The 25,990-nt window shown below is 53.6% G+C and carries 27 protein-coding genes; 25 read left to right on the top strand and 2 right to left on the bottom strand.

The annotated features are described in order from the left end of the window. The first annotated feature begins 22 nt into the window (after window positions 1-22). From ACNKIB_RS00960 to ACNKIB_RS00915, 10 genes are all read left to right on the top strand, one after another. The gene (locus ACNKIB_RS00960; RefSeq protein WP_417908666.1) at window positions 23-817 is read left to right on the top strand and encodes a glycerophosphodiester phosphodiesterase family protein; all 795 of its coding nucleotides are present in this window, start codon (window positions 23-25) and stop codon (window positions 815-817) included. Window positions 818-947: 130 nt separating this feature from the next. Next, on the top strand, window positions 948-1,868 hold the full coding sequence (locus ACNKIB_RS00955) for a TIGR04222 domain-containing membrane protein (protein WP_417908665.1): 921 nt from the start codon (window positions 948-950) through the stop codon (window positions 1,866-1,868). A gap of 29 nt (window positions 1,869-1,897) precedes the next feature. Beyond that, window positions 1,898-2,884 (top strand): radical SAM protein, encoded by a 987-nt coding sequence (locus ACNKIB_RS00950; RefSeq protein WP_417908664.1) that lies wholly within the window; start codon window positions 1,898-1,900, stop codon window positions 2,882-2,884. A 28-nt stretch (window positions 2,885-2,912) separates the two neighbouring features. Next, window positions 2,913-4,106: an exo-beta-N-acetylmuramidase NamZ domain-containing protein gene (locus ACNKIB_RS00945; protein ID WP_417908663.1), complete on the top strand. Its 1,194-nt coding sequence runs from the start codon at window positions 2,913-2,915 to the stop codon at window positions 4,104-4,106. 41 nt (window positions 4,107-4,147) lie between these two features. Beyond that, the gene (locus ACNKIB_RS00940) at window positions 4,148-4,387 is read left to right on the top strand and encodes a hypothetical protein (protein ID WP_417908662.1); all 240 of its coding nucleotides are present in this window, start codon (window positions 4,148-4,150) and stop codon (window positions 4,385-4,387) included. Further along, on the top strand, window positions 4,380-4,775 hold the full coding sequence (locus tag ACNKIB_RS00935) for a type II toxin-antitoxin system VapC family toxin (RefSeq protein ID WP_417908661.1): 396 nt from the start codon (window positions 4,380-4,382) through the stop codon (window positions 4,773-4,775). The genes ACNKIB_RS00940 and ACNKIB_RS00935 overlap by 8 nt, the downstream gene beginning before the upstream one ends. Window positions 4,776-4,828: 53 nt before the next feature. Then, window positions 4,829-5,863 carry a UDP-3-O-(3-hydroxymyristoyl)glucosamine N-acyltransferase gene (gene lpxD, locus ACNKIB_RS00930; RefSeq protein WP_417908660.1) on the top strand — a complete coding sequence of 345 codons (1,035 nt, stop codon included), beginning with the start codon at window positions 4,829-4,831 and terminating at the stop codon, window positions 5,861-5,863. A gap of 379 nt (window positions 5,864-6,242) precedes the next feature. Then, on the top strand, window positions 6,243-6,704 hold the full coding sequence (fabZ, locus tag ACNKIB_RS00925) for a 3-hydroxyacyl-ACP dehydratase FabZ (RefSeq protein ID WP_417908659.1): 462 nt from the start codon (window positions 6,243-6,245) through the stop codon (window positions 6,702-6,704). A gap of 19 nt (window positions 6,705-6,723) precedes the next feature. Beyond that, on the top strand, window positions 6,724-7,524 hold the full coding sequence (gene lpxA, locus ACNKIB_RS00920; protein WP_417908658.1) for an acyl-ACP--UDP-N-acetylglucosamine O-acyltransferase: 801 nt from the start codon (window positions 6,724-6,726) through the stop codon (window positions 7,522-7,524). Further along, the gene (locus ACNKIB_RS00915) at window positions 7,524-8,348 is read left to right on the top strand and encodes an LpxI family protein (protein ID WP_417908657.1); all 825 of its coding nucleotides are present in this window, start codon (window positions 7,524-7,526) and stop codon (window positions 8,346-8,348) included. Before lpxA ends, ACNKIB_RS00915 begins: the two co-directional genes overlap by 1 nt. 22 nt (window positions 8,349-8,370) lie before the next feature. Here the strand turns inward: ACNKIB_RS00915 and ACNKIB_RS00910 are convergent, their stop codons facing one another. Continuing rightward, the gene (locus ACNKIB_RS00910; RefSeq protein WP_417908656.1) at window positions 8,371-9,804 is read right to left on the bottom strand and encodes an exodeoxyribonuclease III; all 1,434 of its coding nucleotides are present in this window, start codon (window positions 9,802-9,804) and stop codon (window positions 8,371-8,373) included. Window positions 9,805-9,958: 154 nt separating this feature from the next. Here ACNKIB_RS00910 and ACNKIB_RS00905 point away from each other — a divergent pair, with 154 nt between their 5' ends. From ACNKIB_RS00905 to ACNKIB_RS00835, 15 genes are all read left to right on the top strand, one after another. Beyond that, a complete protein-coding gene (locus ACNKIB_RS00905; RefSeq protein ID WP_417908655.1) occupies window positions 9,959-10,570 on the top strand; it encodes a hypothetical protein in 612 nt (203 codons plus the stop codon). A 241-nt stretch (window positions 10,571-10,811) separates the two neighbouring features. Continuing rightward, entirely contained in the window at window positions 10,812-12,251 is a 1,440-nt protein-coding gene (locus ACNKIB_RS00900; RefSeq protein WP_417908654.1) for a catalase, read from the top strand. Window positions 12,252-12,681: 430 nt separating this feature from the next. Beyond that, window positions 12,682-13,014 (top strand): hydrogenase maturation nickel metallochaperone HypA, encoded by a 333-nt coding sequence (locus tag ACNKIB_RS00895; protein WP_417908653.1) that lies wholly within the window; start codon window positions 12,682-12,684, stop codon window positions 13,012-13,014. 18 nt (window positions 13,015-13,032) lie between these two features. After that, on the top strand, window positions 13,033-13,758 hold the full coding sequence (hypB, locus tag ACNKIB_RS00890; RefSeq protein ID WP_417908652.1) for a hydrogenase nickel incorporation protein HypB: 726 nt from the start codon (window positions 13,033-13,035) through the stop codon (window positions 13,756-13,758). Then, entirely contained in the window at window positions 13,755-14,054 is a 300-nt protein-coding gene (locus ACNKIB_RS00885; protein WP_417908651.1) for a type II toxin-antitoxin system RelE/ParE family toxin, read from the top strand. Before hypB ends, ACNKIB_RS00885 begins: the two co-directional genes overlap by 4 nt. Window positions 14,055-14,057: 3 nt before the next feature. Beyond that, entirely contained in the window at window positions 14,058-14,351 is a 294-nt protein-coding gene (locus ACNKIB_RS00880) for an addiction module antidote protein (protein ID WP_417908650.1), read from the top strand. A gap of 137 nt (window positions 14,352-14,488) precedes the next feature. Next, window positions 14,489-15,970, top strand: a complete 1,482-nt coding sequence (locus ACNKIB_RS00875; protein ID WP_417908649.1) for a hypothetical protein — start codon at window positions 14,489-14,491, stop codon at window positions 15,968-15,970. 440 nt (window positions 15,971-16,410) lie between these two features. Further along, window positions 16,411-17,484: a hypothetical protein gene (locus ACNKIB_RS00870; RefSeq protein WP_417908648.1), complete on the top strand. Its 1,074-nt coding sequence runs from the start codon at window positions 16,411-16,413 to the stop codon at window positions 17,482-17,484. Beyond that, on the top strand, window positions 17,462-19,801 hold the full coding sequence (gene hypF, locus ACNKIB_RS00865; protein WP_417908647.1) for a carbamoyltransferase HypF: 2,340 nt from the start codon (window positions 17,462-17,464) through the stop codon (window positions 19,799-19,801). Before ACNKIB_RS00870 ends, hypF begins: the two co-directional genes overlap by 23 nt. A 169-nt stretch (window positions 19,802-19,970) precedes the next feature. Further along, window positions 19,971-20,243: an EF-hand domain-containing protein gene (locus ACNKIB_RS00860; RefSeq protein WP_417908646.1), complete on the top strand. Its 273-nt coding sequence runs from the start codon at window positions 19,971-19,973 to the stop codon at window positions 20,241-20,243. 347 nt (window positions 20,244-20,590) lie between these two features. Continuing rightward, window positions 20,591-20,833 carry a HypC/HybG/HupF family hydrogenase formation chaperone gene (locus tag ACNKIB_RS00855; protein WP_417908645.1) on the top strand — a complete coding sequence of 81 codons (243 nt, stop codon included), beginning with the start codon at window positions 20,591-20,593 and terminating at the stop codon, window positions 20,831-20,833. After that, window positions 20,820-21,914: a hydrogenase formation protein HypD gene (gene hypD / locus ACNKIB_RS00850; protein ID WP_417908644.1), complete on the top strand. Its 1,095-nt coding sequence runs from the start codon at window positions 20,820-20,822 to the stop codon at window positions 21,912-21,914. Before ACNKIB_RS00855 ends, hypD begins: the two co-directional genes overlap by 14 nt. Then, window positions 21,911-22,963 (top strand): hydrogenase expression/formation protein HypE, encoded by a 1,053-nt coding sequence (hypE, locus tag ACNKIB_RS00845; RefSeq protein WP_417908643.1) that lies wholly within the window; start codon window positions 21,911-21,913, stop codon window positions 22,961-22,963. The genes hypD and hypE overlap by 4 nt, the downstream gene beginning before the upstream one ends. A gap of 28 nt (window positions 22,964-22,991) precedes the next feature. Then, complete coding sequence (locus ACNKIB_RS00840; RefSeq protein ID WP_417908642.1) at window positions 22,992-23,549, top strand: tetratricopeptide repeat protein; 558 nt, start codon at window positions 22,992-22,994, stop codon at window positions 23,547-23,549. 4 nt (window positions 23,550-23,553) lie between these two features. Further along, the gene (locus tag ACNKIB_RS00835; RefSeq protein WP_417908641.1) at window positions 23,554-24,246 is read left to right on the top strand and encodes a tetratricopeptide repeat protein; all 693 of its coding nucleotides are present in this window, start codon (window positions 23,554-23,556) and stop codon (window positions 24,244-24,246) included. 340 nt (window positions 24,247-24,586) lie between these two features. Here the strand turns inward: ACNKIB_RS00835 and thrC are convergent, their stop codons facing one another. Further along, window positions 24,587-25,984 carry a threonine synthase gene (gene thrC, locus ACNKIB_RS00830; protein WP_417908640.1) on the bottom strand — a complete coding sequence of 466 codons (1,398 nt, stop codon included), beginning with the start codon at window positions 25,982-25,984 and terminating at the stop codon, window positions 24,587-24,589. Window positions 25,985-25,990 lie beyond the last annotated feature (6 nt).

Genomic DNA, 25,990 nt, shown 5'->3' with positions numbered 1-25,990 from the left:
GGAGGAAAGCAGAGGGTTCTTTATGAAGAAAACCGTAATCGTCTTGCTGTTATCAGCAATAGTAGTGATAACACTTGCTGCTTATTTTTACGCTTCCCAAAAGAATGCTGCGAGCAAGGTCTTTAAGGTGTACAGGATTGCCCATGCTGGAGGCGAGGTTAAGGGTGTAACCTACACCAACAGCTACGACGCGCTTAACCTGAACCTGAAGAAGGGGTTTAGATATTTTGAGATTGACTTTTCTTTCACTCAGGATGAACACCTTGTCTGTCTGCATGACTGGCAGGATAATTTCAAACAATCCTTTGGATTCTCTGTGAAGAGCAAACTCACCTTGGCTGAATACAAACGGCTTGTGCAAGAAAAATCGAAGTTCGTCAAATGCACGCTTGATGGCTTGGCGGTTTGGATGAAAGAGAATCCTTCTGCGTATCTTGTCACGGATGTCAAAGAAGATAATTACAAGGCACTCAAAATGGTGGCGGAAGCCATCGAAGACAGCGCATCCCGTGTAATCCCGCAGGTCTACAACCCGCATGAGTTTAAGAAAGTAAAGGAGCTGGGTTACAAACAGATCATCTGGACGCTGTACAGGTATTCTGGTAATAATGAGAGCGTACTCAAATGGGTTGATGCCTTTACTCCTCCTTTTGCGATTACCATGCCCCAACATCGAGGCATGACTGCCTTGCCCGAGAACCTGCGGAAGAAAGGTATTCCGTCCTATGTGCATACGATTAACGCCAAGAAGGAAAAAGATACGTTGCTGAATACGTTTCACGTCTCTGAGATATACACTGACTTCCTCGCAGAGTAACTCTTAGCATGAACGAGGAGATAAGCTCGACCATCGGATGGAGATATTGAGCTAGGTACTTCGTGGATTTATTGGCATAAGGATTTTGCTTTCTTCCTCTTCTGCAAGCATCTCTCGTGATGAGGTACAAATGATCAACTTTCTTGTACGCATTCCAGGGCCAGTCTTTCTTCTGTACTTCCTGATCTTCTCCATTGTCTGCATCATTCTCGCCAGGCTGGTACTCAAACAGCTTGAAGGGGCTGACAAGTTAACTCTGCCGCCTGTTTCGCATTTCAAGCCTTCTGCTTATGCCTATCTGCGCGGCGGCTTGCCTGAGGTTATCCGAACCGCAATGTTCAGTTTATGGCAAAAGCGTGTTGTTGTCCTTTCAGGGAACGGCAGTGATGCGGTTGTTCAGTGCAGCAACTTCTCTGAACCCCTGCCTGATCCTGTAGAAGCAACGGTCTATGCCTTTCTGAAGGCAAAACCACAAGGGCTTACGCCTCCTGCTTTATTGAACGACACGAGTTTGCTGAACAAAATAGAGCAGAAACTGAGATCAACGCAGGATGAACTCCGCCGACTGCACCTACTGCGAACAAAAGAGGAACATCTTCGTGCTTGGGCAATAACCTGGATGACAATCACGGTTATTGGCGGTGTGGGTGGCACGAAATTATATTTAGGCCTCACTCGAGCTCGTCCTGTGGTTTTTCTTGTCATTTTTCTTGTGGTCGCTCTTATTGCCTTGTTGAGCGTGCTCAAGCCCTGGAATACTGTGTCCTCGTTGGGAAAGTGGTATCTCGCTCAAGCAGCCTCGCATTTTCAAGGGGCTATGAAAAAGCTCCATAAGGAGAAAATAGCCGACGGGGTTGAGCCTGCGTATCTCATTGCCGTGTACGGAACTGCGGTGTTGTCTGGTATAGCAGCGTACAGTATCTTCCAAGGAGCCTTCACGCCGCCTTCGAGCGGGGGTTGCAGTGGCGGCAGTAGTGACTCCAGTAGCGGCGATTCCGGTGGGAGCAGCGGTTGTGGCGGCGGAGGTGGTTGCGGGGGCTGTGGAGGTTGAGTCCATCGTATAGCCCGCAGCATCTTCTCTTGCAATGGCATATCACCAACCGCTGCAATCAACGCTGCGCACACTGTTATCAAGAAACGTACAGCGGCGACGAGCCAGACTTTGCCATGCTGCTAGCGATTCTGGAGCAATTCAAAGCGTTTTTGCAGCAACACGCTATAAGACGAGGCCATATCACGGTTACAGGCGGCGAGCCTTTTCTCTATGACCGGTTTCTTGATCTGCTAGCAGTCTTCTCGCGCTCGAGGAAGCTGTTCAGCTTTGCTATCCTTACCAACGGCAGTTGCATGGATAGCGCACTGGCCAAGGAACTGAAACGGCTCTGCCCTGCTTTCGTGCAGGTGAGCCTGGAAGGTACGCCAGAGACGCATGACCGCATCAGGGGCATCGGTAATTACAGTCAAACGATCAAGGCGATCAAGCTACTGGTTGCCCAGGGCATCCGCACCTATATCTCCTTTACTGCGCACCAGGGGAATTACCAAGAGTTTACCCGTGTTGCTCAAGTAGGACGACGCTTGGGCGTGGCGCGGGTATGGGCAGATCGGCTGATTCCGCATCACGCAAGGCAGGAAGAGCAGATCCTGCGATCAGACGAGCATCGCAGCTTATTGCGGTTAATGGACAAAGAGCGACGCAAGGTCAGATGGTTCGGCAAGCAAAGGACAGAGATAGCCATGCACCGCGCTCTTCAGTTCCTGGTTGCAGGTGGGCAACCGTACCACTGTGCAGCTGGAGACACTCTGGTTACGGTCATGCCCAATGGCGATCTGTATCCTTGCCGTCGGATGCCCATTCCTATAGGCAACCTACGAAAACACTCGCTGGCTGAGTTATATCAACACAGCGAACTGTTGCAGCAGCTCAGAGAGAGGAGGAAAATTCCTACTGGCTGCACTGCCTGCCTCTATCAATATCTCTGTCGAGGCGGGTTAAAATGCCTTGCCTACGCTGTGTCCGGCGATCCCTTTGCTGGCGACCCAGGCTGCTGGTTACGAGAACAATAAGTTGCTCGCCTTTCTTTTACGATAGATCATGATCACCTTTGGTATTGAACAACTCATCGCTGCACCACCGCCCTCGTTTGCTGGGAAGCGGCTGGCTTTGCTCTGCAATCAGGCCTCCACAGACAGCCGTTTCCGGCATAGCCGCGATCTCCTGATGCAGGCCTTTCCCCACCAGCTTGCCTGCCTCTTTTCCCCGCAGCATGGTTTCTTTAGTGAAAAGCAGGACAACATGGTCGAGTCCGGGCATGGCTGGGATGCAGTCACGGGCTTGCCGGTCTTCTCCCTATACGGCGAGAGCCGCGAGCCGACTGCGGCGATGTTCGAGGGCTTTGATATCCTGCTCATTGATCTGCAAGACGTGGGCACGCGGGTGTATACATTCATTTGGACAGTAGTGCATTGCCTGCGACAAGCGGCCGCGAGCAACAAAAAGGTGGTGGTGCTGGATCGCCCGAATCCGGTTGGTGGGCAGCTGCTTGAGGGCAATCTGCTCAAGCCCGACTTGCGCTCCTTTGTTGGCTTGTATGAGATCCCGATGCGCCACGGTCTGACGATGGGTGAATTGGCCATGCTCTGCAACCGCGAACTGGGGATTCACGCTGATCTTGACGTGGTACGCATGGGCGGTTGGACGCGCGAGATGTTTTTTGCCGATACCGGTTTACCCTGGGTCTTTCCTTCGCCTAACATGCCCACGCCCTTGACCGCTCTGGTCTATCCTGGTCAGGTGATCTGGGAAGGCTGCAACATCTCTGAAGGGCGCGGCACCACGCTGCCCTTTGAGCTGGTTGGTGCTCCATTCATCAAGCCGCAGCAGGTGCTTGCCCGGTTAAGCCGCACCGACTTGCCCGGCTGCGTGCTTCGCCCAATCTGCTTTGAGCCGACTTCTGGTAAATGGGCTGGCCAGACCTGCGCAGGCTTTCATCTCCATGTCACGGAACCGCGCCGCTTCCTTGCCTATCGCCTCAGCCTTGCCTTGCTCGAGGCCCTGCTGCACCTTTACCCAAACGACTTTGCCTGGAAACAGCCACCCTATGAGTACGAATACCATAAGTTGCCCATCGACTTAATCCTGGGAGATCAACGTGTGCGCGAGGCTGTGCAGCAAGGCGCAGACCTCATCGAACTGGAACAGTCTTGGCAGGAAGAACTGGCTGCCTTCGAGGAACAACGGCGCACTGTTTTCCTTTACCCTGAGCACTCAATACGCTATTCTACTTGATAGCGTATCCCGCAGCACTTGTGAGTAGATAGGAGTAGCCCATGCCCGTTGAACTGAGTGTCAAGCATCAGATATACCAAACGATTGACGCGCTTCCTGCAGAGCAACTGCCTGAACTGCTCCATCTGTTGCAGCAGTTCAGGGAAGCGGTTAAGCCAGAGGCAGTTACGCCTGTAGCCCCGATCTATCAACTCGCTCATCAGGCAATAGACACCGGTCTTGCTGATCTAGCGAGCCAGCACGATCATTATCTCTACGGAACAGCAAAGCGCGATGCCTGAGACGGTGTTCTGGGATACTGCTGCTTTTGTTGCCCTGAGCAACGCTCAAGATGCGCTTCATCAGCAGGCCGTGCAGGTGAGCATGACCTTGGCACGAGCAAAGGCACTTGTCCTGACCACCGATGCTGTGCTGACCGAAGTTGCCAATACCTTCAGTAAGAGAGCCTGGAGACCAACTGCTTGGCACATTCTTGAGTCAGTGCAGGCCTCCGTTGTGCTGGGAGTTGCTAAAGTTGTGCATATTGATGCTGCCTTATGGCAGCTGGGCTTGCATCTGCACCGCTCGCGGGCGGATAAAGAATGGGGACTCACTGACTGCCTCAGCTTCGAGGTGATGCAAGCGCACAGCGTTACGCAGGCCTTTACTTCTGACTGTCACTTTGAGTAGGCCGGGTTCGTCCGGTTGTTACGGTGACAGGCAAACGTTTTATCAGGAATAACATGAAAACAGTACGCCTTGCGGACTTGGCCGCCTTGGTTGGTGGGACAGTGGAAGGCGACAGCAGCCTGGTTATCACCGCCCTCAACAGCATCGAGCTGGCTGAACCTGGTCAGCTGACCTTTATTAACAGCAAAAAGCTGGCTCCTCAATTAGCTAAGAGTAAGGCCTCGGCCTGCATTGCCCCACTCGACTTGAGCGGCCCTGAGCTACCGCTGCTCAAAGTCAGCAACGTGGATTTGGCTGCGGCTCGGATTCACAACCATCTCTTGGCTGAGGATTTCCGCGCAACTGGCATTCACGAGCGGGCCGTGATCGGACGCTTTTGCATCATCAGCGCCCAAGTGTCTATCGGCCCCTTGGTCTGCATTGGCAACCGGGTGCGCATCGGGGATCGGGTGCAGATCGAGCCGGGCGTGGTGATTGGTGATGATGTGGAGATCGGCGATGATTGCGTCCTTCATGCTAATGCCGTGGTTGCCTACGGCTGCACTCTGGGCAATCGGGTGGTGCTGCATCACGGAGCCATTATTGGCAGCGACGGCTTTGGCTTCGCCACTGATCCAGCCACTGGTGCACATGTCAGCAAGCCGCAAGTGGGCACTGTCCGCCTTGATGACGACGTGCAGATCGGGGCCAACACCTGTGTTGACCGCGCTGCCTTTGGCGTGACCTGGATCAAGCAAGGCGTGCGCATGGATAACCAGGTCATGGTGGGTCATAACTGCGTGATTGGCGAAAATTCGATCCTGGTAGGCCAGTCAGGTGTTGCCGGGAGCAGTACACTGGGCCGCAACGTGGTGCTCGCAGCCAGGGCTGCTGTCAGCGGGCATCTGCACCTAGAAGACGGGGTGATGGTCGCGGGCTTGGCAGGCGTGCATAATGATCAGAAAAAGGGGGCTGTGGTGGGCGGCGTGCCTGCGATTGAGATCAAGCAGTGGGGTAAAGCCTCTGCGGTCTTCAGTCGTTTACCAGAAATGCTCAAGGAGTTGCGGCAGTTGCGCAAACAGGTGGCAGAGTTGATCGGCCAACAGTGAGGCTGGGCCAATTCCTCGAGCGAGAAATTGAGAAAATGTCGCTCGACGTTTCTGGAAAACATCGAGTGATGTTTTGAAAAAATGTCGAGCGAGGTAATGACAGAGACTCGAGCGAGGGAAGCAGCGAGTGTCGAGCGACACTTCCTCCCACTGTCGAGCGAGAGTAGGTACCAGTATCGAGCGAGAGTGTGAGTAAACCTCGCTCGAGGTTTTTAAAAAACGTCGCTCGAGAAATTGAGAAAATGTCGAGCGACGTTTCTGGAAAATGTCGCCCGATGTTTTGAGAAAACGTCGAGCGAGAAAATATACAAGGTAAGGGCGAGCCGAGGGGTCGCCCTTTCTCTTCATAGAAACCCTACACATCTGTATCAAGAGCACTATGACCGACACAACCGCAACGGCAGCAGCCGTGTCTTCCTTGGACATTAAAGGGATACTCAACCTGCTGCCGCACCGCTATCCTTTCATCATGATAGACCGGATACTGGACTATGAGCGCGGGAAAACCATTACTGGCCTGAAGAACGTATCCATGGGTGAACCATTCTTTCAAGGGCATTTTCCTGGCGAGCCTGTCATGCCCGGTGTGCTGATGCTGGAAGGCATGGCCCAAACCGGGGCAGTGCTGGCCTATCTCTCGGCTGATGATATTACGGGCAAGCTCTTCTACTTTGCTGGGCTTGACGGGGTGCGCTTCCGCCGCATGGTGCGTCCGGGTGATCAAATCATCTACAAGCTGGAGATGCTGCGTCAGAAGGGCAAACTCACCAAGATGGCGGGCAAAGCCTATGTTGATAACACGTTGGCAGTGGAAGCTGAACTGCTGGCCGCCTTTACCTGATCCCCTGTACAGACAGAACATGCCTATCCATCCCGCTGCCGTGATTGACCCCAAGGCAGAGATTCATCCTAGCGCGTCCATCGGAGCCTACGCCGTGATTGGCGCAGAGGTAGTCATTGGCGCGGACACGATTGTCGATGCCCATGCAGTCATATCTGGCCCCACTCGTATCGGCCAGGGCAATCACATCGGCTCTTTCTCCTCGATAGGCTCGCCACCGCAAGATATGCACTATCAAGGCGAACCCACAGAGTTGCTCATTGGTGACGGCAACCATATCAGGGAATACGTATCCATTCACCGGGGAACCGTGGCAGGCCGATCGAGAACGGTCATCGGCAACCATTGCATGTTGATGTCCTACTGTCACGTGGCGCACGACTGCATTCTCCACGACCATGTAATCATGTCCAATGTGGCGACGCTGGCCGGGCATGTTGAGGTTGGCAGCTATGCCAACTTGGGCGGACTGGTGGCTGTGCATCAGTTTTGCCGGATTGGTGCCTACACGTATATTGGTGGGATGTCTGGCATCTCGCTGGACGTGCCGCCTTACGTGATCCTCGCTGGTACCCGCAATCAGATGCGGATTACTGGCGTGAACAAGATCGGCTTGCGCCGTAACGGGATGAGCCGTGACACCATCGAGCGGATCGAGCAGGCCTTCAAGCTCATCTTCCGGGCTGCGCCAGATGTGGTGCTGCAAGACGCACTCACCCAAACCGAGCAGGAGCTGGCAGATTCACCGGAAGTGCTGCATCTGGTAGAGTTCTTTAGAACTAGCAGGCGAGGGGTGGTGAAGCGGACAGAGGAGGGGTGATGGCAGATACCATCGGTCTCATCGCAGGTGGTGGCCAGTTCCCGCTCCTCTTTGCTGAAGCTGCCAAGGCACGTGGTCGCCGCGTGATGGCGATCTGCCATCAGCATGAGACCCAGCCTGAACTCGAGCATCTAGCTGCGGCCTCCTGCTGGGTGAAGTTGGGGCAGTTAGGCCGGATCATCAAGTTCTTCCATGAGCAAGGCGTGACCGAGACCGTATTCTGTGGCACGATCACCAAGACCAGGATCTTCCGGGACATTCTCCCTGATCTCAAAGGGCTGAGCTTATGGAACAAGATTGATAGCAAACTAGATGATTCGATCCTCAGAGCTGTGGCTGCGGCCCTCGAAGAAGAGGGCATCAGCGTGCTGGCCTCAACCTGTTATCTTGAGCATCTGCTCTTCCCTAAAGGTATCTTGGGTAAGCGCAAGCCAACAGCAGAGCAATGGCTAGACATCCGCTTTGGTTGGCGGATAGCGCGGGAAATCGGCAAGCTGGATATTGGCCAGTGTGTAGTGGTACGAGAGGGCAGCGTGCTCGCGGTAGAGGCCATTGAAGGCACTGACGCAGCGATCCGGCGCGGTGGAGAATTAGCAGGCTCTGGGGCTGTGGTTGTCAAGCTGAAGAAGCCAGGTCAGGACTTCCGTTTTGATCTCCCTGCCACTGGCGCGCGCACCATCGAGACGCTGGCCGCAGTCAAAGGAGCAGTGCTGGCTGTGGAAGCAGGCCAGTCCCTCATCTTTGACCGCGAGGCCATGCTCGCCGCAGCGAATAAAGCAGGGATCGCGGTAGTAGGTATCGAGGAAGGCGCGCTAGGCGAGTGACGCTTCTTCCCGCTCCTCTCTTTTACCTCAAGGTAATGCTCACCGGACAGTGGTCTGAGCCTTGGATTTCCGCATGAATCTCTGCTGCTCGCACTCTGCTCTGACTCTTCGCGTCAACCAGAAAGTAGTCAATCCGCCATCCCACATTCCGCTCTCGCGCAGCAGCACGATAGCTCCACCAGGTATAGCGATGCGGCTCTGGATGGAAGAGGCGGAAGGTATCAAGGTATCCCTCTTGCAGGATCTCATCTAACCCTGCGCGCTCCTCAGGCGAGAAGCCCGGATTCTGCCCATTGTCTCCTGGTCGAGCCAGGTCAATCTCCCGGTGTGCTACGTTGAGATCACCACAGAGGAGCACGGTTTTCTCTGTCGCGAGCAGCTGCTTGAGATGCGCGTGCATCGCCTGATTGAACGCCAGCTTGAAAGCTAAACGCCGTAGTCCATCCTGGGCATTGGGAAAGTAGGCTGTGACCAAGTAGAAGTCCGCAAACTCCAAAGTCAGCACCCGCCCTTCGCTATCAAAGTCCTCCTGGCCAAGACCGTAGAGCACCTTGAGCGGCTGCTTCTTACTGAAGACCGCGACCCCAGAGTAGCCTTTCTTCCAGGCTGGATACCACCAGACCTGGTAGCCAGGCAGACTGCGCAGGGCTTCAGGCAGCTGTTCTGGCAGGGCTTTAATCTCTTGCACAGCGAGGATGTCTGGATCAAGGCTTTGCACAGCAGAAAGAAAGCCCTTTTCCCATACTGCGCGTAGGCCATTGACGTTCCAGGAAACCAGGCGCAGGGCTTCGGAGCGACTTGGCACCTTGCGCGGTACCACACCGAGGCGAGGACAGATTCCGGTGAGCACGCAGCAATCACAGTGCGGCGCGCGGGGCTTGCAGGTGCCTTGGCCAAAGGCGACTAACAGGGCATTGATGCTGCGCCAATACTGCTTAGGCAGCTTGGCGCGTAAGGCAAACTCGGTCTCGGTCGGCGTAGTGGTCTGCACATAGCCCCAGAGGTTCATGATTCGATGGACATGGGTATCGACGCAGATAGCAGGCTGCTTAAAGGCGACAGCCACAACCAGGTTCGCGGTCTTACGGCCCACACCTGGTAAACGGAGTAGCTCTTCTATGGTGCCTGGCACCTGTCCCTGGTAGTCGCGCTGGAGCACACCGGGTAGCACCGCCAGATATTTGGCCTTGTTGCGGAAGAAGCCAACAGGATAGATCAGCTTTTCCAGTTCGGTGGGTGAGAGCTGGGCCAGGGCTTCTGCACTATCAGCGCGAGCAAAGAGCCGCCGTGCTGCTCCTGCTGTAACCTCATCCTTGGTTCGGGCTGAGAGGATCGTGGCCACGAGCACTTTAAAGGGGTCTTCAGTCTGAGCGGCAATCAGGTCAACAATCGGTACCTGATAGCCAGCCACCTCCTTTTGCAGGAGGGCAACAACTGTATCTATAGGAAAGCTCATCGTCTGCTTCTCTTGTGTACAAAGGGTCTTGCAATTGCGGATGGGCCATTGTACGTTGAAAGTAGCCTTGCATTCAAGGTTCTTTTTCCCTTCTGGATTTAGGAGGGAGAGCGTCATACTGACGGAGTTAGCAGCAGAATAGGAGAAGCACCCCATGAAATTCCAGTGTGGCATGTGCGGTAAATACTACTTGATTGAACATGCCGATCAGATTAGCAGCCAGCAGAAGCTCCGTTGTCCAGACTGCGGCAATATCTTCATGTTCCAAAAAGACCTTGCCTTCTCCTCAGCCAGCAAGAACTCCAAGCGCATCTGTGAACAATGCGATAGCCTAGTGCATGAGGAAAGCGGTACTTGCCTCTCTTGTATTCCAGCTCTCAAAAGGCTGCCAGAAGAATGCAGGCTTGACAACCGAGTCTATACTCACTTTGAGGTACGCAGAGGCAAAATCCGGCCCAAACATGGGAGAAGACAGGTCGGCAAAGCTGTGCTTCTAGCTGGACTAAGCGTACTGGTAATGGCCTCGCTGGTGCTGTTCCTGCCAGGCAGTAAGCGTGATGCGCTGAAGCGGGCGGTCTTGAAGCCGTTGGGCATCAAAACGAGAACCGAGACCCAAGTGATTATCTTGCGTTCAGGGGCAGCCTTGTATGCGGACAAGGTTGAGCACGACGGGACAAAGGTGCGCATTACAGGGAAGGATGGCAAGGTGCTGACAATTGGCGAAGAGGAGCTGGCTTATGAGAGCAAGGCAGTCATTGAGGACTGAGCACGCGGTGCTGATGCTAAAAACCTTTGCGTCGTAGGGGCTATCAGCACGCGGCAAATTCGCATCGAGTATCCTTTTCTCCGCCTGATAACAATCCCTCCCCCTCAACAAAGTTCTTGACAACGCTGCCATTGAGATTTACGCTGCCAAACAGCATTTTCTTGGCATTGGAGCAGCTTACAGCATTGAGCCAATGTCTTCAGCAGCATCTGGGAATTCAGGTTGACGAAGGAGTCACACAATGAGCAACGAGAAGAAGCTGACCAGCAACGTGGGCGCACCAGTCGCGGACAATCAGAATGTGATAACCGCCGGGCCACGCGGGCCGATGCTCCTGCAAGACGTGTGGTTCCTGGAGAAGCTCGCTCATTTCGACCGCGAAGTGATCCCGGAGCGGCGGATGCACGCCAAAGGTTCTGGCGCGTATGGGACGTTCACCGTCACGCATGACATCAGCAAATACAGCAAGGCCAATATCTTCGCGCAGATTGGCAAGCAAAGCGAGGTGTTCGTCCGCTTCTCCACAGTTGCGGGCGAGCGCGGCGCGGCAGATGCAGAGCGCGACATTCGCGGCTTTGCCATCAAGTTCTACACCGAGGAGGGCAACTGGGATTTAGTGGGCAACAACACCCCGGTTTTCTTTCTCAAAGACCCGCTCAAGTTCCCTGACCTCAACCACGCAGTGAAACGCGACCCGCGCACCAATCTCCGTAGCGCGCGCAACAACTGGGACTTCTGGACGAACCTGCCTGAGGCATTGCACCAAATCACCATCACCATGAGCGAGCGCGGCATTCCTCAATCCTACCGGCACATGGACGGGTTCGGTAGCCACACCTACAGCCTGATCAACGCTGCGGGCGAACGCATTTGGGTGAAGTTCCACTTCAAGACACAGCAGGGGATCAAGAACCTCACGGACGCGGAGGCGGAAGCGATCATCGGCAAAGACCGCGAAAGCCATCAGCGCGATTTGTATGAGAGCATTGAGAAGGGCGAGTTTCCGAGATGGGATATGAAGATCCAAGTGATGAGCGACGAGCAGGCCAAGAGCTGCCCGTTCAATCCCTTTGACCTAACCAAAGTTTGGCCGCACAAGGACTATCCGCTGCTCGACGTGGGCGTGCTGGAGCTGAACCGCAACCCGGACAACTACTTCGCTGAGGTCGAGCAGGCGGCGTTCAATCCCGCGAACATCGTGCCGGGCATCAGCTTCTCGCCAGACAAGATGCTGCAAGGACGGCTTTTCTCTTACGGCGACGCGCAACGCTACCGCTTGGGCGTGAACCACCATCTGATACCGGTCAACCGCGCCCGCTGCCCCGTGCATTGCTACCACCGCGATGGGGCGATGCGGGTGGACGGCAACTTCGGCAGCACGCTGGGCTATGAGCCAAACAGCTACGGCGAGTGGCAGGAGCAGCGAGAGGCCCGCGAGCCTGCTTTGGCCATCAGCGGCGCGGCGGATCACTGGAGCCACCGCGAGGATGACGGCGACTATTACACGCAGCCGGGCAATCTCTTCCGTCTAATGACTCCGGCGCAGCAGCAAGTGCTTTTCGACAACACCGCCAGAGCGATGGGCGACGCGCCGGAAGCAGTCAAACGGCGGCACATTGCCAACTGCGCCAAGGCGGATGCCGCCTATGGCGCGGGCGTGGCCAAGGCGTTGGGGATATAAGATGCGCAGGGTCGGTTCGTAAACCGACCTTGCTTTCCTTTCCACCTAACGATTCCCATCCCCCGCCCAAAAGGTTACTCAACCCAGTTACAATTCATCGGGCGTAGAATGCTTCCTGGGTTACGTAACCTTTTTGGGTTTCATCGCTCGTAGAATATAAAAAAGGTTACTCAACCTTTTTCTATTTCATCGAGCGTAGAATGCCTCCTGGGTTACGTAACCTTTTTCCATTTCATCGCCCGTAGGATTCCAATCGCATCGAGTAACCTTTTTCCCGCCTGACAGCAGTCCCTTCCTCGCAGCAAAGCCCTTGACAAGAGCGCAGTCATACTTTACGCTGCCAGGAAGCGTTTCCCTTGGCATTGGAGCAGGTTATGCTAACCAACGTCCTCATTGTTCCCTTGACCTGATCACCTGGCCAGAGTAATCCATGCACGAGCTTGCCGTCACCCAGAGCATTCTTGATATTGTGCTCAAACACGCTGGCACCAGAATGGTGAAGCAGATTAGTCTGGTGATTGGCCAGTTTTCTTCCATTGTAGATGACTCGGTGCAGTTGTATTGGAACATTATAGCCAAAGACACCTTAGCGGAAGGCGCATTATTGCATTTTACGCGCATCCCTGGTGAGATGACCTGCAATACCTGCGGTCATCTCTTCCAGCCAGATAGTGTGACCTTTACCTGCCCGGTTTGCGCTAGCCTCTCGGTGCACGTAAGTAAAGGTCGTGAGTTTTATGTACAGAGTATTGACGTTGAATAATTCATTGGAGATTGCATAATGTGCAGTAGCACCGCCACCACCCGAGTGCAAGTTGTCGAGAAAATCCTGTCCGCTAACGACACCATCGCAGCCAGTAATCGCCACCTGCTCGAACATGCAGGGGTGTATGGCATCAACATCATGGCCTCGCCAGGCGCAGGCAAGACCAGCTTTATCCTCAAAACCCTGGAGGCCTTGCAGGGACGCTTGCAGTTCGGAGTGATTGAAGGTGACTTAGCCAGCTCCATTGATACTGATAAGGCGCGGGCCGCAGGCCTACCAGCAGTGCAGATCAACACCGGTGGCGAATGCCATTTAGATGCAGTGATGCTGGCCAATGCTTTGCCTTCGCTGCCCCTGCACGATCTGGATTTAGTGCTGGTAGAGAATGTCGGCAACCTGATCTGTCCAGCCAACTTCCAGCTGGGTACGCATCTCAATGTGCTGATTGCCTCGATCCCAGAAGGCGATGACAAGCCGTATAAATATCCTGGTATGTACATGGGAATGCAGGTGCTGATCATCAACAAGACCGACCTGCTGCCCTACGTGCCGTTCAATATGGATTACTTTAGGCAAGGTGTGGAGATTCTCAACCCTAACCTGACGGTCTTCCCAGTATCAAGCAAGACTGGTGAAGGTATGGCTGCCTGGGCAGACTGGTTGGTGGATAAGGTGCGGGGGAATCAGAGTACAGTTAGCCATTGCAGAGACATGTCTGCACAGACTACACTGAACGAATGAACACGTTTCTGCGGACGGATGAGTTCGACGCTTGGCTCTCCGCCTTGAAAGACAAGATTGGCCGCGCCCGCATCGCCCACCGCATCCGGGCTGCCGAACATGGCAACTTCGGCGACTGCGAGGCAGTTGGTTGTGGGGTATCGGAAATGCGGGTGCATGTCGGCCCTGGCTACCGTATCTATTACACCCGGTGCGGCGACGTGATCTATCTGCTTCTGCTGGGCGGCGACAAGTCCTCGCAGAAGCGCGACATCAAACGTGCCATTGAGATGGCGCGGGCTTTAGATGCGGAGTGAGCTATGGCACAACCTGTTCCCTTTAATGCTGCTGACTACCTCGACGATGAGGAGACCATTGCGGAGTATCTGACCGCTGCCTTGGAAGATGCCAATCCCGATGTGTTCCTTGCCGCTGTCCGTGACGTGGCGCACGCTCGCGGCATGACACAGCTTGCCAAAGATGCCGACCTTGGCAGCGAGAACCTACATAAGCTGCTCGCGCCTGGCGTGAAGCTGCACTATGACACGATGCTCAAGCTGCTTCATGCCTTGGGCATTAAGCTCTCGGCAACACCTCTCCATGTACGGCTCTGAAGCGCGGCGCGGGCAGACTGGTTGGTGGATAAGGTGCGGGGGAACCATGCTGGAGAAACAAATTGACATATCCTTCATTGTGATGCTTTACTTGTAGCAAAACTACTTATCATCTAACCCGAAGAAGGAGCTGTATCATGAAAAAGCATACATTGCTGAGTTGCGCTCTTGCGGTGCTACTCTCTGGATGTGGGGCGTTGCACAAGAATGCTCCACCGCTGTCACCTGATCTTGCTAAGCATGTCATCTCGATAGACCGAGACGGAGAACTGAAGCCTATAGGGTGCGATGGAGATGCTTGTATCCAAGAGACCTATTTGAATAATATTATAACAGGAATAAAGGAATTTCAACAAAAGCAACAGCAAGCTGGGAAAGAAGCTGAAGTGCTCTTGTTTGTTCATGGTGGTTTGAATAACCCAGAGGAGTCGTTGGAGCGGGCGGAAAGAATATATAAGGATATACAGGAAGACAATCAGAAGCAAAACCCGATATATCCAATCTTTGTCAACTGGGATTCTCGTGGATGGTCAACGTATCAAGATCATCTGTTAAGAATCAGGCAAGGGGAAGAGTCTCAAAACAAAGCATTCACCTGGTTCAGCTCTCCGTTCTACCTTTTGACAGATATTGGGAACTCCATTGTGAATGCACCTAAATCATGGTTTGTTACTGGGGAACATATGGTAGATGCCATAACTAGAAAAGAGAATGAGTTTAACCAGGAGATTTGCTATGCTACAAATGAAAGTTTTAATGTTTCCTATGCAGGAAAGAGCGATGACTTGCCACGCAATCTTGGCAGGAATGCACGCTGGATTCTAAGCAGCCCAATCAAGGCAATCACCACCCCCTTTGCCTACACCATGCCTAAATCAGCCTGGGATATCATGCTACGGCGCACCAATACCTTGTTTTACACTCCAAGTGATTTGGGTTTGAAACAATTAGAAGAAGCATGTACAAAAACAACAGAATATACTAGTGCTCTGCCTAAACGTCAACCAGGCTCTGGAGCGTTGTACAGTTTCCTTGAAAAACTAAACATGCCTGGGATCAAGATAACACTAGTTGGTCACAGCATGGGAGCGATTGTTGTTAACAAAATTGTATTGCTAGAGCCTAAGCTTCCGTACAAGAACATCGTACACATGGCCTCCGCAGATTCCATCAACAACCTCTTCAATATTGTTGCCCCATATATATCCTACGATATTGAAAACAAAAATGAGGAGAATGCAAAATGTAAGGAATCTAATCCAGACGGTGACTGCAATGAAGAGGCTGTTCAGTTCTACAGCTTGATGCTCCATCCTGATAACGAAAACAGGGAGGAAGCATGGGGTGGTTTGGTGCCAAGCGGCAGCTTACTCACTTGGATTGATGAGCAGTACACCACCCCTGAGACCGTATTCGACAGACGCTCTGGAAGATGGGATAATATCAAGAAAACAATCCCGTATCTTCCTAAAGAGGTTAAGAGGTATATGCACTTCAAGATCTTCGGCATCAATAAATCCGAGGAATGTAAGGATGAGGAAAATTGCCTAATAACAGAACCGCAGGAGCATGGCGATTTCAGCAAAATGCGCTTCTGGGATCCAGCAACCTGGAAGTAACAACGCACGATGATTCCTACAACCGAGCAGCCTGACAACGCATAGTCGGGCTGCTCGGTTTCTTTTTCTGGCTACCGCCGCAGTTAAAAAGCACTAATTATCTCGGCTGTTACCCACTGATTCCCATCTCCCAAAGACCTCACCGCTCCTCTCTCAAAAAAATAACGGTAGTAGATTGGATAAAAGTACTACCGTAGTTTAGGTAAAAGTACCACCGTAAACTGGATCAATCTACGGTAGTAGATTGGGTCAAAGTACTACCGTAGTTTAGATCACTTTACGGTAGTACTTTTAAAAAAAGAACGGTGGTACTTTTTCTGGAGCAGCATCCATCCGACAGGTCAAAAAAAGGCTTGACAGAATATGCCCAGCTTTTTAAGTTGGCTGCTGATAAATCCTATCTTTTTCATCACCTTCCCCCTCTGCAATGGAGAACTGCCATGCCTGTTGCCATCCGCTGCAAACTTGAGGTCAACGCCCTGACTGTGCCCCAGTCCTACAGAATACGTTTTGTGCCCAACAATTATCTTGGTACGGACGAGATTGCCGCAGGCATGACGGCCATCAATCCAGCCCTGACCCCGGATTTGGCTAAGTCCGCTATCAGTGCGCTTATCCAGACTGTGCAGAAAGGGCTGATCAACGGTGATCACATCAACTTAGACGATAGCCTTGTCTTTACGCTTTCCTTCACAGGCCGCTTAGATAGCCCAGATGACCCGTTGCCGCCAGTTGCTGAAACCCTGCATGTGCAGATTCATGCGACAGCGAATTTCCACAAGGAGATTCACTATCAGGCTGACCTTGAGAAACGGCCTATGGTCGAGAAAGTACCAGTGATCGAAAGCACCGAAGACACTCGGCTGCATCTCAAGGATGTCCTGTACGACAAGGGCGTGCTTCAGCTGAACGGCAGTAACTTGCTCTTTAATCCAGAGCTTGAGGGAAATGAATGCGTGATTGAGGGGCTGCGCAGTGGCAGGCAGGTGCAATCGCAGTTCGGGCCGATTTCCGATTCAAGCATTGTCCTAGTGCCAGACATACCTGCCCAGAACGAGGCATGGCAGAATGAATATACCGTTTCTCTCTCAACCCGTTACACTGGCCACGGTACTCCGCGCAGCGGCACCTACCGGCGGCGACTGCGCTCGGTTTTATTGATTAACGGTCTCTCGCACCCCAGTGGCATCGGTATTTTGAGCAGTAGTGAGGCTAACCTGCCTTATGTGAGTTTGATCAGCGGCACAGCCTCTGCTTCGGAGATGCTGCGCATTCAGGCGGTGTTTGATAGTAAGAATAACTGGCTGCGCTTGAATCTCATCAGCATGAAGGAAGATGGGCCTGTGGGCGAGGTCATGACGATTACTGGCAATGGCTCAGGTGGCCTGTCAGGCTTTGCTGGGTCAGCAGTGAGCAGCATTGTCATCAACGTGGCTGACTATACCGCCCTGACTGCGTTGGTGCGGGACTATTACTATGGACGGTTGATAGATGTATTGGATGTGCGAGTCTGAACCAACGATTCTGCGCAACACCAAGGCAGTCCGTATCCATGTGCGCGGGATAGTGCAAGGGGTTGGCTTCCGGCCCTTTGTTTATGGCTTGGCCAAAGGACTACAGCTATGCGGCTGGGTACGGAATACCTCGGGTAGCGTAGAGATTACAGCCCAAGGGCAAACCGAGGATATCGAGTATTTCCTGCGCTGTCTGCAAGAAGAGGCACCTGTGTTAGCCCGGATTGATTCATTGATCATCCAGCCTGAAGCAGTGCGTAGTGAAGAGACGGCCTTTACCATCCTACCGTCAGTAGTGCAACCTGGATACAGGCAACCTGTGCCCCCAGATGCAGCCATCTGTCGCAACTGCGAACAGGAACTGTTTGATCCTACGAACAGACGCTACCTGTACCCTTTCCTCAGCTGCACCAATTGCGGGCCACGCTTTACCATCATCAATGATCTGCCCTGTGACCGGCAGCATACCGTGATGGCTGCCTTTCCCTTTTGCCCTGAGTGCCAGAGCGAATACGACAACCCACTTGATCGCCGTTTCCATGCCCAGGCTTCTGCCTGCCCGCACTGCGGCCCACGTGTTCTCTTATGGAAGAAGGATACTGGGATCAAGAGGCTGTCCTCGCTCGAATCTATCCTTAAGGCACGGCGCATCTTGCGCGAGGGCGGTATTCTAGCGGTCAAAGGCTTAGGCGGCTTTCATCTGGCCTGTGATGCAGGGAATGCCGCTGCGGTTGCCGAGCTTCGCCGCCGCAAGCATCGACCAGACAAGCCCTTTGCTCTCATGGCCGCAGATATCGAGGCGGTTAGTGCAGTGTGCCAGGTCAGTAGGCTAGAGGCAGAACTGCTCCAAGGGTATAAACGGCCTGTGGTCTTGTTGGATAAGAAGCAGCCCGATGCGTTCTTTGATGTTGCCCCTAAGCTGGATCAGCTCGGCTTCATGCTGCCTTACACCCCGTTGCATCACCTGCTACTCAATCAAACCGATGCGGTTCTGAACCAGGAGTCGCCTGCGCCTGCCATCCTGGTGATGACCAGTGGCAACCGCAGTGGCGAACCTCTTGCCGCAGAGAATGACGAAGCTCTTAGCCGCCTTCTCGTCTTAGCAGATGCCTTCCTGCTCCATGATCGTTCCATCTCAATGCGTTGCGATGATTCGGTAGTGCAGCTTGACCGAACACAGCCAACCCCTATCTTCCTGCGCCGCAGCCGAGCTTATGCACCCTATCCTGTGCGGCTCCCCTTTGCAGCAGCAAGGCCTTTACTGGCTGTGGGTGGTGAACTGAAGAACACCTTCTGTCTTGCAGATGGCCAGCAGGCGTTTCTCAGTCAGCATATTGGCGAGATGGAGGATGCAGCAACCTGCGCGGTTTTTGAGCAGAGCGTTGATCATTTCTCCCGCCTCTTCCGCATTCAGCCTGAACTCGTGGCCCATGATCTGCATCCCAATTATTTCAGTACCCGCTACGCGCAGAAGTTAGACCTCCAGAAGATTGCGGTCCAGCATCATCATGCCCATATTGCTGCTTGCATGGCAGACAATGGCCTGACCGAGAGAAACCTGATTGGCCTGGCCTTTGATGGCACAGGCTACGGCACTGATGGCAAGATTTGGGGCGGGGAGGTACTGCTTGTCTCCTACGCAGGCTTTGAGCGATTGGCCCATCTGGAATACCTGCCCCTGCCTGGCGGGGATGCAGCTATCCGGCATCCCTGGCGTATTGCTCTCGGCTATGCGTACACGCTCGACCTTGACCTTGATGGTCTGCCTTTCCTGCTCAACATAGACAAGCAGGCAGCAAGCGTCATCAAGCACCAGGTGGACAAACAGCTCAATGCTCCGCTTACCTCTTCAATCGGGCGGCTCTTTGATGCGGTTGCCAGTTTAATTGGCATTCGCAATCATGTTTGCTATGAAGCTCAGGCCGCAATGGAACTGGAAGTGCTATCCAAGCCATTCATAGACTCAGCAGCGGCATACCCCTACACGATTGACGACATCATCCAGGTCAAGGAACTGTTCAAGGCGATCATCCGCGATCTCCGTGCCAACGAGCCTGTTGGCCTGATCGGAGCACGATTTCATCAAGCTATTGCCTGGCTGGCCATTGACCTCTGTCAGCAGGCCCGTGACGTAACCGGCCTGAACGAAGTTGCCTTATCCGGCGGTGTGTGGCAGAACCAGACCTTGCTTCAGCTTGTCCGTCAGGGACTTACCGAGGCAGGCTTCACAGTGTACGTGCATCAGCAGGTGCCTGCCAATGATGGTGGGTTAGCCTTGGGGCAGGCAGTAGTGGCCTTGGCGATGACAGAGCGTTAATATGGTGCTTTGCCCGATGATGAGCCAAGCCTACCTTTTACAATGCCTTTACAATATCCTGGTCTGCTGAAAGAATTCCTTTACATTCATAGTGTACTCTACAGCCGCAAGGAAAGAGACGCAGCAGCAGTCACGCTGCGCCATGATCACCAAACAGACGGAGGACGCTATGAAGGTTTTGAAGACAGCAGTGGTTGCATTGAGCATCACCCTGATTGCAGGCTCTGCTTTGGCCCAACCTATGGGTAGGCAAGGCAGAGGCATGAGATGCCCCCAGCGTTTTACTGAGCTTGATGCTAACAAAGACGGCCAAGTTACGCTGGCAGAGTTTCTCGCTGTCCAGCATCCTCGGGGAAGTGACTACGCGCAGGAGATGTTCGCTACAAAAGATCTCAACAACGACGGCGTACTGACCGCAGCAGAGTTCTGTCCAAGTAACTGAGCTTGGCTACTGTCTTACCTCTTGCCAGGTGAGACGGTAGCTTCGCCCCCACCACGATTCCTATCCCACTATAAAAAGGATACTGATCCTTTCTGCGTCGTGATAGGTATCATGCCTGTGCCGTCATAGGTATCATCCCGATGCCGTGATACGTATCATGGCAGGTTCATCATACGTATCATGCCAACGTCGTGATACGTATCACGACAGATTCGCATCGAGTATCCTTTTTCTCGCCTAACGCAGCTTTACTCCATGCTCCTCTTGCACAAGCAGGCAGCAGGGTGTACCCTCACAGAGAGATCGCAATCCCTGAAACTCAGGCAATCCCCAAGCAAAGGTGAATCATGTGCCTCGCCGTTCCTGGCAAACTGACCGATATTTACGAGAAAGATAGCCTGAGCATGGCCAAGATTGACTTTGGTGGTATAGCCAGAGAGATCTGTCTTGCTTATATGCCTGAAGCGAAGATTGGGGATTATGCCCTTGTCCATGCTGGCTTTGCCATCAGCTTGATGAATGAAGACGAGGCGCAGGCAACCTTACAGCTGATTAAAGACGTTGCAGGTGCTGGCCATGCCCTATCTTGAGGAATATCGTAGCCCGGAACAGGTACAGACCCTACTCCGTGAGATTGCATCCCTGGTAACGCAAAACTGGGTGATCATGGAAATCTGCGGTGGTCAGACCCACGCCTTTCTCCGGCATGGCCTGGATGCCCTACTACCACCGCAGATTGAGCTGGTGCATGGTCCAGGCTGCCCGGTATGCGTTACCCCGCTGGAGCAGATTGATAAAGCCATTGCCATTGCCGAACAGCCAGGGGTGATCTTTACTTCCTATGGTGACATGCTGCGGGTACCTGGTTCGACCAAGGACTTGTTTACGGTACGAGCCAGCGGTGCTGATGTGCGGGTGATCTATTCGCCCCTGGAAGCAGTGCAGCTGGCAGAAGCTCATCCGGGCAAGGAAGTAGTCTTCTTCGCCATCGGCTTTGAAACTACTGCGCCAGCCAATGCGATGGCTGTAGTGCTAGCCAAGAAAAAGCAGCTTAAGAACTTCTCGATTATCTCTGCCCAGGTGCGGGTACCACCAGCAATGGAAGCCATCTTAGCTAGTACAGGCTGCCGCACCCAAGCCTTTCTCGCTGCTGGCCATGTCTGTGCGGTGATGGGCTTTCATGAGTATCAGCCCATTGCCAAGAAATATCACGTGCCGATTGTCGTGACCGGCTTTGAGCCGGTTGATTTACTGTATGGCCTGTGTGCAGCAGTCAAGCAACTGGAAGCCGGGCAAGCAGAGGCAGAGAATCAGTATCAACGGGTAGTTGACTTCAGGGGCAACGCAGCTGCGCAGCGGACGATTCAAACGGTGTTCCAATCTATTGATCGGCAATGGCGCGGCATTGGCATTATCCCGCAGAGTGGCTGGGGACTACGGTCAGAGTTTGCCGACTATGATGCAGAGCGGAAGTTCGCGGTTGCTGATCTTACTGCCCAGGAATCACCGCTCTGCATTGCCGGTGATATCTTACAGGGCAGAAAGAAGACCAAGCAATGCCCTGCCTTCCGTAAAGAATGCACGCCACAGACACCACTCGGTGCGCCCATGGTCTCAGCAGAAGGAGCCTGCGCTGCCTATTATAGATACCACCAGGACGCAGAAGCATGACTGCGCTGCATCTTGAAGGTGTTGCGTGCCCTGCGCCATTCCGTTCGACAACAACCGTGCTGCTTGGTCACGGCTCAGGCGGCATCTTGAGCCGTGACCTGCTGGCACGGCTTATTCTCCCTGGTCTGGGTACTGTTGCCCCGCATTCGCTCGATGATGCTGCCGTGCTTGCGATAGGTGGACAGCGGCTCGCCCTGACTACGGATTCGCATGTGGTCTCGCCACTCTTCTTTCCCGGCGGGGATATTGGACGGCTGGCAGTCTGTGGCACAGTCAATGATCTGGCGATGATGGGTGCAAAACCCTTGGCCCTTACCTGTGGCTTGATCATAGAAGAAGGATTACCCTTCGAGACCCTCCAACGCATTGTCGCTTCCATGCAAGCCGCAGCGCAAGAGGCCGGGATTCAGATTGCGGCAGGTGATACCAAGGTAGTGCAGCGAGGCAGCGCAGATAAGCTCTTCATCAACACCTCTGGGATTGGGCTGATTGCAGATGGTATAAACATCTCTGGCGCAAATGCCCAGGCAGGGGATGTGGTGATCATCTCTGGCACGATAGGCGATCATGGGATTGCGGTGCTGTCTGCTCGTGAGAACCTGGGCTTTGAAACCACGTTGACCAGTGATGCTGCGCCACTTAATCATCTGGTTGAGGCTATGCTTGCCGCAGGGGAAGTGCACGTGTTACGCGACCCTACTCGTGGTGGTCTGGCGACTTCCCTGGTAGAGATTAGCGAGCAGTCGCAGGTAGTGATTGAGCTGGAGGAGAATAAGCTACCCTGCAAGCCTGCGGTTAAGGCTGCCTGCGAGCTTCTGGGCTTCGATCCGCTCTTTATCGCTAATGAAGGCAAGCTGGTGGCTTTAGTCAAAGACAGTGATGCCGCAGCCATTTTAGCGGCTATGCAGCAAACCCAATACGGCCAAGAGGCTGCTATCATTGGCAGGGTGATTGGCACAGGCAAAGCGCAGGTGCGCTTATGCACAACCATTGGTGGTACTCGCCTGGTTGACATGCTGCCTGGCGAGATGTTACCGAGGATCTGTTAACTGCTAATATCAACATCATGGGAGAGGCATGATGAGGAACGTACTTCTACTATTAGGCGCGGTGGCCTATCTGGGTCTAGCCGGAGTTGTGCAAGGGCAAGGCACTGGTGATAATACTACTCCACCGCCTGCCCTCTTAGAGCATCCGCTGGCTGCCGCGACCCTGTTCAATCAGGCCGAGCAACTGCGTAAGCAGGGCTTGTTTGTCGAGGCAGAGAGGGATTATCAACGGGCTATCAGGATCTGGGAGAACTTCTTTGGCAAGGAGCACCCCGCAGTTACTGCCGGGTTAAGCGGATTAGGTGATCTGTATCAACAGCAAGGTAAATTGGCCGAGGCCGAGAAGTTGCATCAGCGGGCCTTGGTAATCCGAGAGCAATACTTAGGCAAAGAGCATCCGGGCACGGGCTTTAGCTTACGCAGCATGGCCTTGCTTCGTGAGCAACAGGGCAGGCTGATTGAGGCCGAAGTACTCTGCCAAAGAGCAGCACACATCTTTGTTACTAAGTTACCTGAAGGGCATCCTGACATTGCAGCCACCCAGGAGCAATGCGCTCGGCTGCAAGGTCGTATCCAGAAGAGGTGAAGCCATGAAGGCACTACGGAGCAGCATCGCGGTTCTTGTTCTCAGCCTGCTCCTCTTTAGTGATCAGAGCCTGGCGGCAAAGGTACAGCAGCCTGCCACGGCAGTTGATGCGGCTGTCGCCTTAGAGCAGTTAGAAGCAGATGATGATACCGCTGTCCAGCTCTGCTCGCTCGGTATTTATCCCCAGGCTGAAGCTCTATTCAAGCGCATCATCGCTACGAAGGAGAAAACACTGGGATCAGAGCATCCTGATCTGGCTGCTACATTAGGCGAGTTAGCCTGGTGCTATTTCCAGCAGCGTCGGCATAGTGAGGCCGTGGCCCTGTTTAACCGGGTTCTGGCCATTGAAGAAAAGGCATTGTGCAAAGACCATATCGGTTTAGCCAACACCCTGGATAGTTTAGCAGCGGTGCATGTTGAAGAAGGAAGCTATGCAGAGGCAGAAGGCTTCTACCGCCGTGCCCTGACTATACGAGAGAAGATGCTGGGTAAGCATCATCCTGAGGTGGCAACCTCGTTGAACAACCTGGCCATACTCCTCTACGCACGAGGGCGATCTACAGAAGCAATCCCCCTCATTCAACGTGCCCTGAGCATCCTCAAAGAACGTCTTCCCGTTACCCATCCCAAGGTTGCGCTGTATCAGCAAAACTATGATGAGATCAAGCGCAGCGTGCATGAGCAAATTACGCGCTAGACCTTAGTTATCTGTCTTGAATTAATCCCACCATCTGTTCCGAATCAATTCCACCGCATCGTATGGGCAACCCCCTGTGGTTGCCCTGTACCAATACCACCATCTGTCCTTGAAAAAGGGCAGGCACAGGGGCCTGCCCCTACGACGCAAAGGTTGCAATACTGATTGGGGGTTGGCAACAGTATGTACTGAAGGGTGGCAACAGTACTGTTAGTTGATAGGCAACAGTACTGTTAGTTGATAGGCAACAGTATGTACTGTTGATTGACCGCAAACCGTATCATGAAGCTGTCATGATACGGATCGCGAATTGGGTAGGGTACTCAGCAGAGTAGGGGGATTATGCTAGGAGGGCATTCTTTTGGACATACTGCCTGATCAGCTCGGTATCTGCATCCATCACCTCGCAGCGACTCTCTAACTGGGACAGCCCGGCCAGTACCGGCGGCAGTTCCACGTCTTTACCAATCGCCTTGCGCACTGCTTCACCAAACTTGGCTGGATGCGCCGTAGCGAGACAGACTATAGGCCGATCTTGCTTCAGCTCCTGTGCTGCTTTCACACCAACTGCGGTATGCGGATCAAGTAGGTAGTTCTGCTCATGATAGACCTGGCGGATCGTAGCCAGCGTCTCTTCCTCAGACACGGCACGGGCGGCAAAATCATCCTGTACCTGCTCCTGGAAGCATCCTAAATTCATCCGCCCCGTGCTAGTGAAATGCTGCATCGCTGCCTTCACTTTGCCGCCATCCTCATTATGGAGATAGTAGAGGTAGCGCTCGAAGTTAGAGGCAATCTGGATATCCATTGAGGGACTGGACGTAGGCACTACCGCCCCGGCAATCGCATACTCACCCTGATTCACAAAGCGACTGAGTATATCGTTGGCGTTGGTAGCCAAGATGAGCCGGTTGATACAACCTTGCGGCAGCAGCCGTTTAGCTACATAGCCCGCAAAGATATCCCCGAAGTTGCCTGTTGGCACAGCATAATCCACGGAGTCGTAGCCACTCTTACGGAGCTTGAGGAAAGCAAAGACATAATAGACCACCTGTGCTAATACCCGCGCCCAGTTGATCGAGTTGATGGCTCCCAGCTGATAGGTATCCTTGAACGCCAGATCACTAAAGAGCGTCTTGACTATGGCCTGGGCATCATCAAAGGTGCCACGTACAGCAAGGTTGAAGACATTCGGGTCTGTGACCGTGGTCATTTGCAGAGCTTGAATCGGGCTGGTACGACCATGCGGGTGGAGGATGAAGATGTTAATCCCTTTCCGGCCACGCACACCATAGATCGCCGCGCTCCCTGTATCACCGGAGGTCGCACCAATGATGTTCATGAAGCCACCACTCTTATTCAGCTCATACTCAAACAGGTTACCGAGGAGTTGCAGAGCAATATCCTTGAAGGCCAACGTTGGGCCATGAAACAGCTCCAGGATATAGATACCGCCACTGCACTGACGCAGAGGAGTCACTTGCGGATGTCGGAAGCTGCTGTAGGCCCGATCAATGAGATCGTCGAGGTCCGCACGCGGCATGTCGCCAGTGAATAACGACAGTACCTCCAAAGCTAGATTCTGGTAAGAAAGGGTCTGCCAAGCATTCAGCAGGGCAGGTTCGACTGAGGGCAGGCGTTCGGGCAAAAGCAGACCGCCGTCCCGCGCCAAGCCCATCATGACGGCCTGGTCAAAGGCAATCGGCGCAATGCCGCCTCGTGTGCTGATGTAGTTCATCTCTCT

The sequence above is a fragment of the Candidatus Electronema sp. PJ genome (assembly GCF_048287395.1).
In the GTDB taxonomy this organism is placed as follows: domain Bacteria; phylum Desulfobacterota; class Desulfobulbia; order Desulfobulbales; family Desulfobulbaceae; genus Electronema.
Note: the sequence above shows the minus strand (reverse complement) of the source record. Positions and strands in the feature narration are given on the sequence as shown.

Excerpts from the sequence above, each read along its gene's own strand:
- ACNKIB_RS00960 (WP_417908666.1), top strand. The coding sequence starts at position 23 with ATGAAGAAAACCGTAATCGTCTTGCTGTTATCAGCAATAGTAGTGATA.
- ACNKIB_RS00955 (WP_417908665.1), top strand. The coding sequence starts at position 948 with ATGATCAACTTTCTTGTACGCATTCCAGGGCCAGTCTTTCTTCTGTAC.
- ACNKIB_RS00945 (WP_417908663.1), top strand. The coding sequence starts at position 2,913 with ATGATCACCTTTGGTATTGAACAACTCATCGCTGCACCACCGCCCTCG.
- ACNKIB_RS00940 (WP_417908662.1), top strand. The coding sequence starts at position 4,148 with ATGCCCGTTGAACTGAGTGTCAAGCATCAGATATACCAAACGATTGAC.
- ACNKIB_RS00935 (WP_417908661.1), top strand. The coding sequence starts at position 4,380 with ATGCCTGAGACGGTGTTCTGGGATACTGCTGCTTTTGTTGCCCTGAGC.
- lpxD (WP_417908660.1), top strand. The coding sequence starts at position 4,829 with ATGAAAACAGTACGCCTTGCGGACTTGGCCGCCTTGGTTGGTGGGACA.
- fabZ (WP_417908659.1), top strand. The coding sequence starts at position 6,243 with ATGACCGACACAACCGCAACGGCAGCAGCCGTGTCTTCCTTGGACATT.
- lpxA (WP_417908658.1), top strand. The coding sequence starts at position 6,724 with ATGCCTATCCATCCCGCTGCCGTGATTGACCCCAAGGCAGAGATTCAT.
- ACNKIB_RS00915 (WP_417908657.1), top strand. The coding sequence starts at position 7,524 with ATGGCAGATACCATCGGTCTCATCGCAGGTGGTGGCCAGTTCCCGCTC.
- ACNKIB_RS00910 (WP_417908656.1), bottom strand. The coding sequence starts at position 9,804 with ATGAGCTTTCCTATAGATACAGTTGTTGCCCTCCTGCAAAAGGAGGTG.
- ACNKIB_RS00905 (WP_417908655.1), top strand. The coding sequence starts at position 9,959 with ATGAAATTCCAGTGTGGCATGTGCGGTAAATACTACTTGATTGAACAT.
- ACNKIB_RS00900 (WP_417908654.1), top strand. The coding sequence starts at position 10,812 with ATGAGCAACGAGAAGAAGCTGACCAGCAACGTGGGCGCACCAGTCGCG.
- ACNKIB_RS00895 (WP_417908653.1), top strand. The coding sequence starts at position 12,682 with ATGCACGAGCTTGCCGTCACCCAGAGCATTCTTGATATTGTGCTCAAA.
- hypB (WP_417908652.1), top strand. The coding sequence starts at position 13,033 with ATGTGCAGTAGCACCGCCACCACCCGAGTGCAAGTTGTCGAGAAAATC.
- ACNKIB_RS00885 (WP_417908651.1), top strand. The coding sequence starts at position 13,755 with ATGAACACGTTTCTGCGGACGGATGAGTTCGACGCTTGGCTCTCCGCC.
- ACNKIB_RS00880 (WP_417908650.1), top strand. The coding sequence starts at position 14,058 with ATGGCACAACCTGTTCCCTTTAATGCTGCTGACTACCTCGACGATGAG.
- ACNKIB_RS00875 (WP_417908649.1), top strand. The coding sequence starts at position 14,489 with ATGAAAAAGCATACATTGCTGAGTTGCGCTCTTGCGGTGCTACTCTCT.
- ACNKIB_RS00870 (WP_417908648.1), top strand. The coding sequence starts at position 16,411 with ATGCCTGTTGCCATCCGCTGCAAACTTGAGGTCAACGCCCTGACTGTG.
- hypF (WP_417908647.1), top strand. The coding sequence starts at position 17,462 with ATGTATTGGATGTGCGAGTCTGAACCAACGATTCTGCGCAACACCAAG.
- ACNKIB_RS00860 (WP_417908646.1), top strand. The coding sequence starts at position 19,971 with ATGAAGGTTTTGAAGACAGCAGTGGTTGCATTGAGCATCACCCTGATT.
- ACNKIB_RS00855 (WP_417908645.1), top strand. The coding sequence starts at position 20,591 with ATGTGCCTCGCCGTTCCTGGCAAACTGACCGATATTTACGAGAAAGAT.
- hypD (WP_417908644.1), top strand. The coding sequence starts at position 20,820 with ATGCCCTATCTTGAGGAATATCGTAGCCCGGAACAGGTACAGACCCTA.
- hypE (WP_417908643.1), top strand. The coding sequence starts at position 21,911 with ATGACTGCGCTGCATCTTGAAGGTGTTGCGTGCCCTGCGCCATTCCGT.
- ACNKIB_RS00840 (WP_417908642.1), top strand. The coding sequence starts at position 22,992 with ATGATGAGGAACGTACTTCTACTATTAGGCGCGGTGGCCTATCTGGGT.
- ACNKIB_RS00835 (WP_417908641.1), top strand. The coding sequence starts at position 23,554 with ATGAAGGCACTACGGAGCAGCATCGCGGTTCTTGTTCTCAGCCTGCTC.
- thrC (WP_417908640.1), bottom strand. The coding sequence starts at position 25,984 with ATGAACTACATCAGCACACGAGGCGGCATTGCGCCGATTGCCTTTGAC.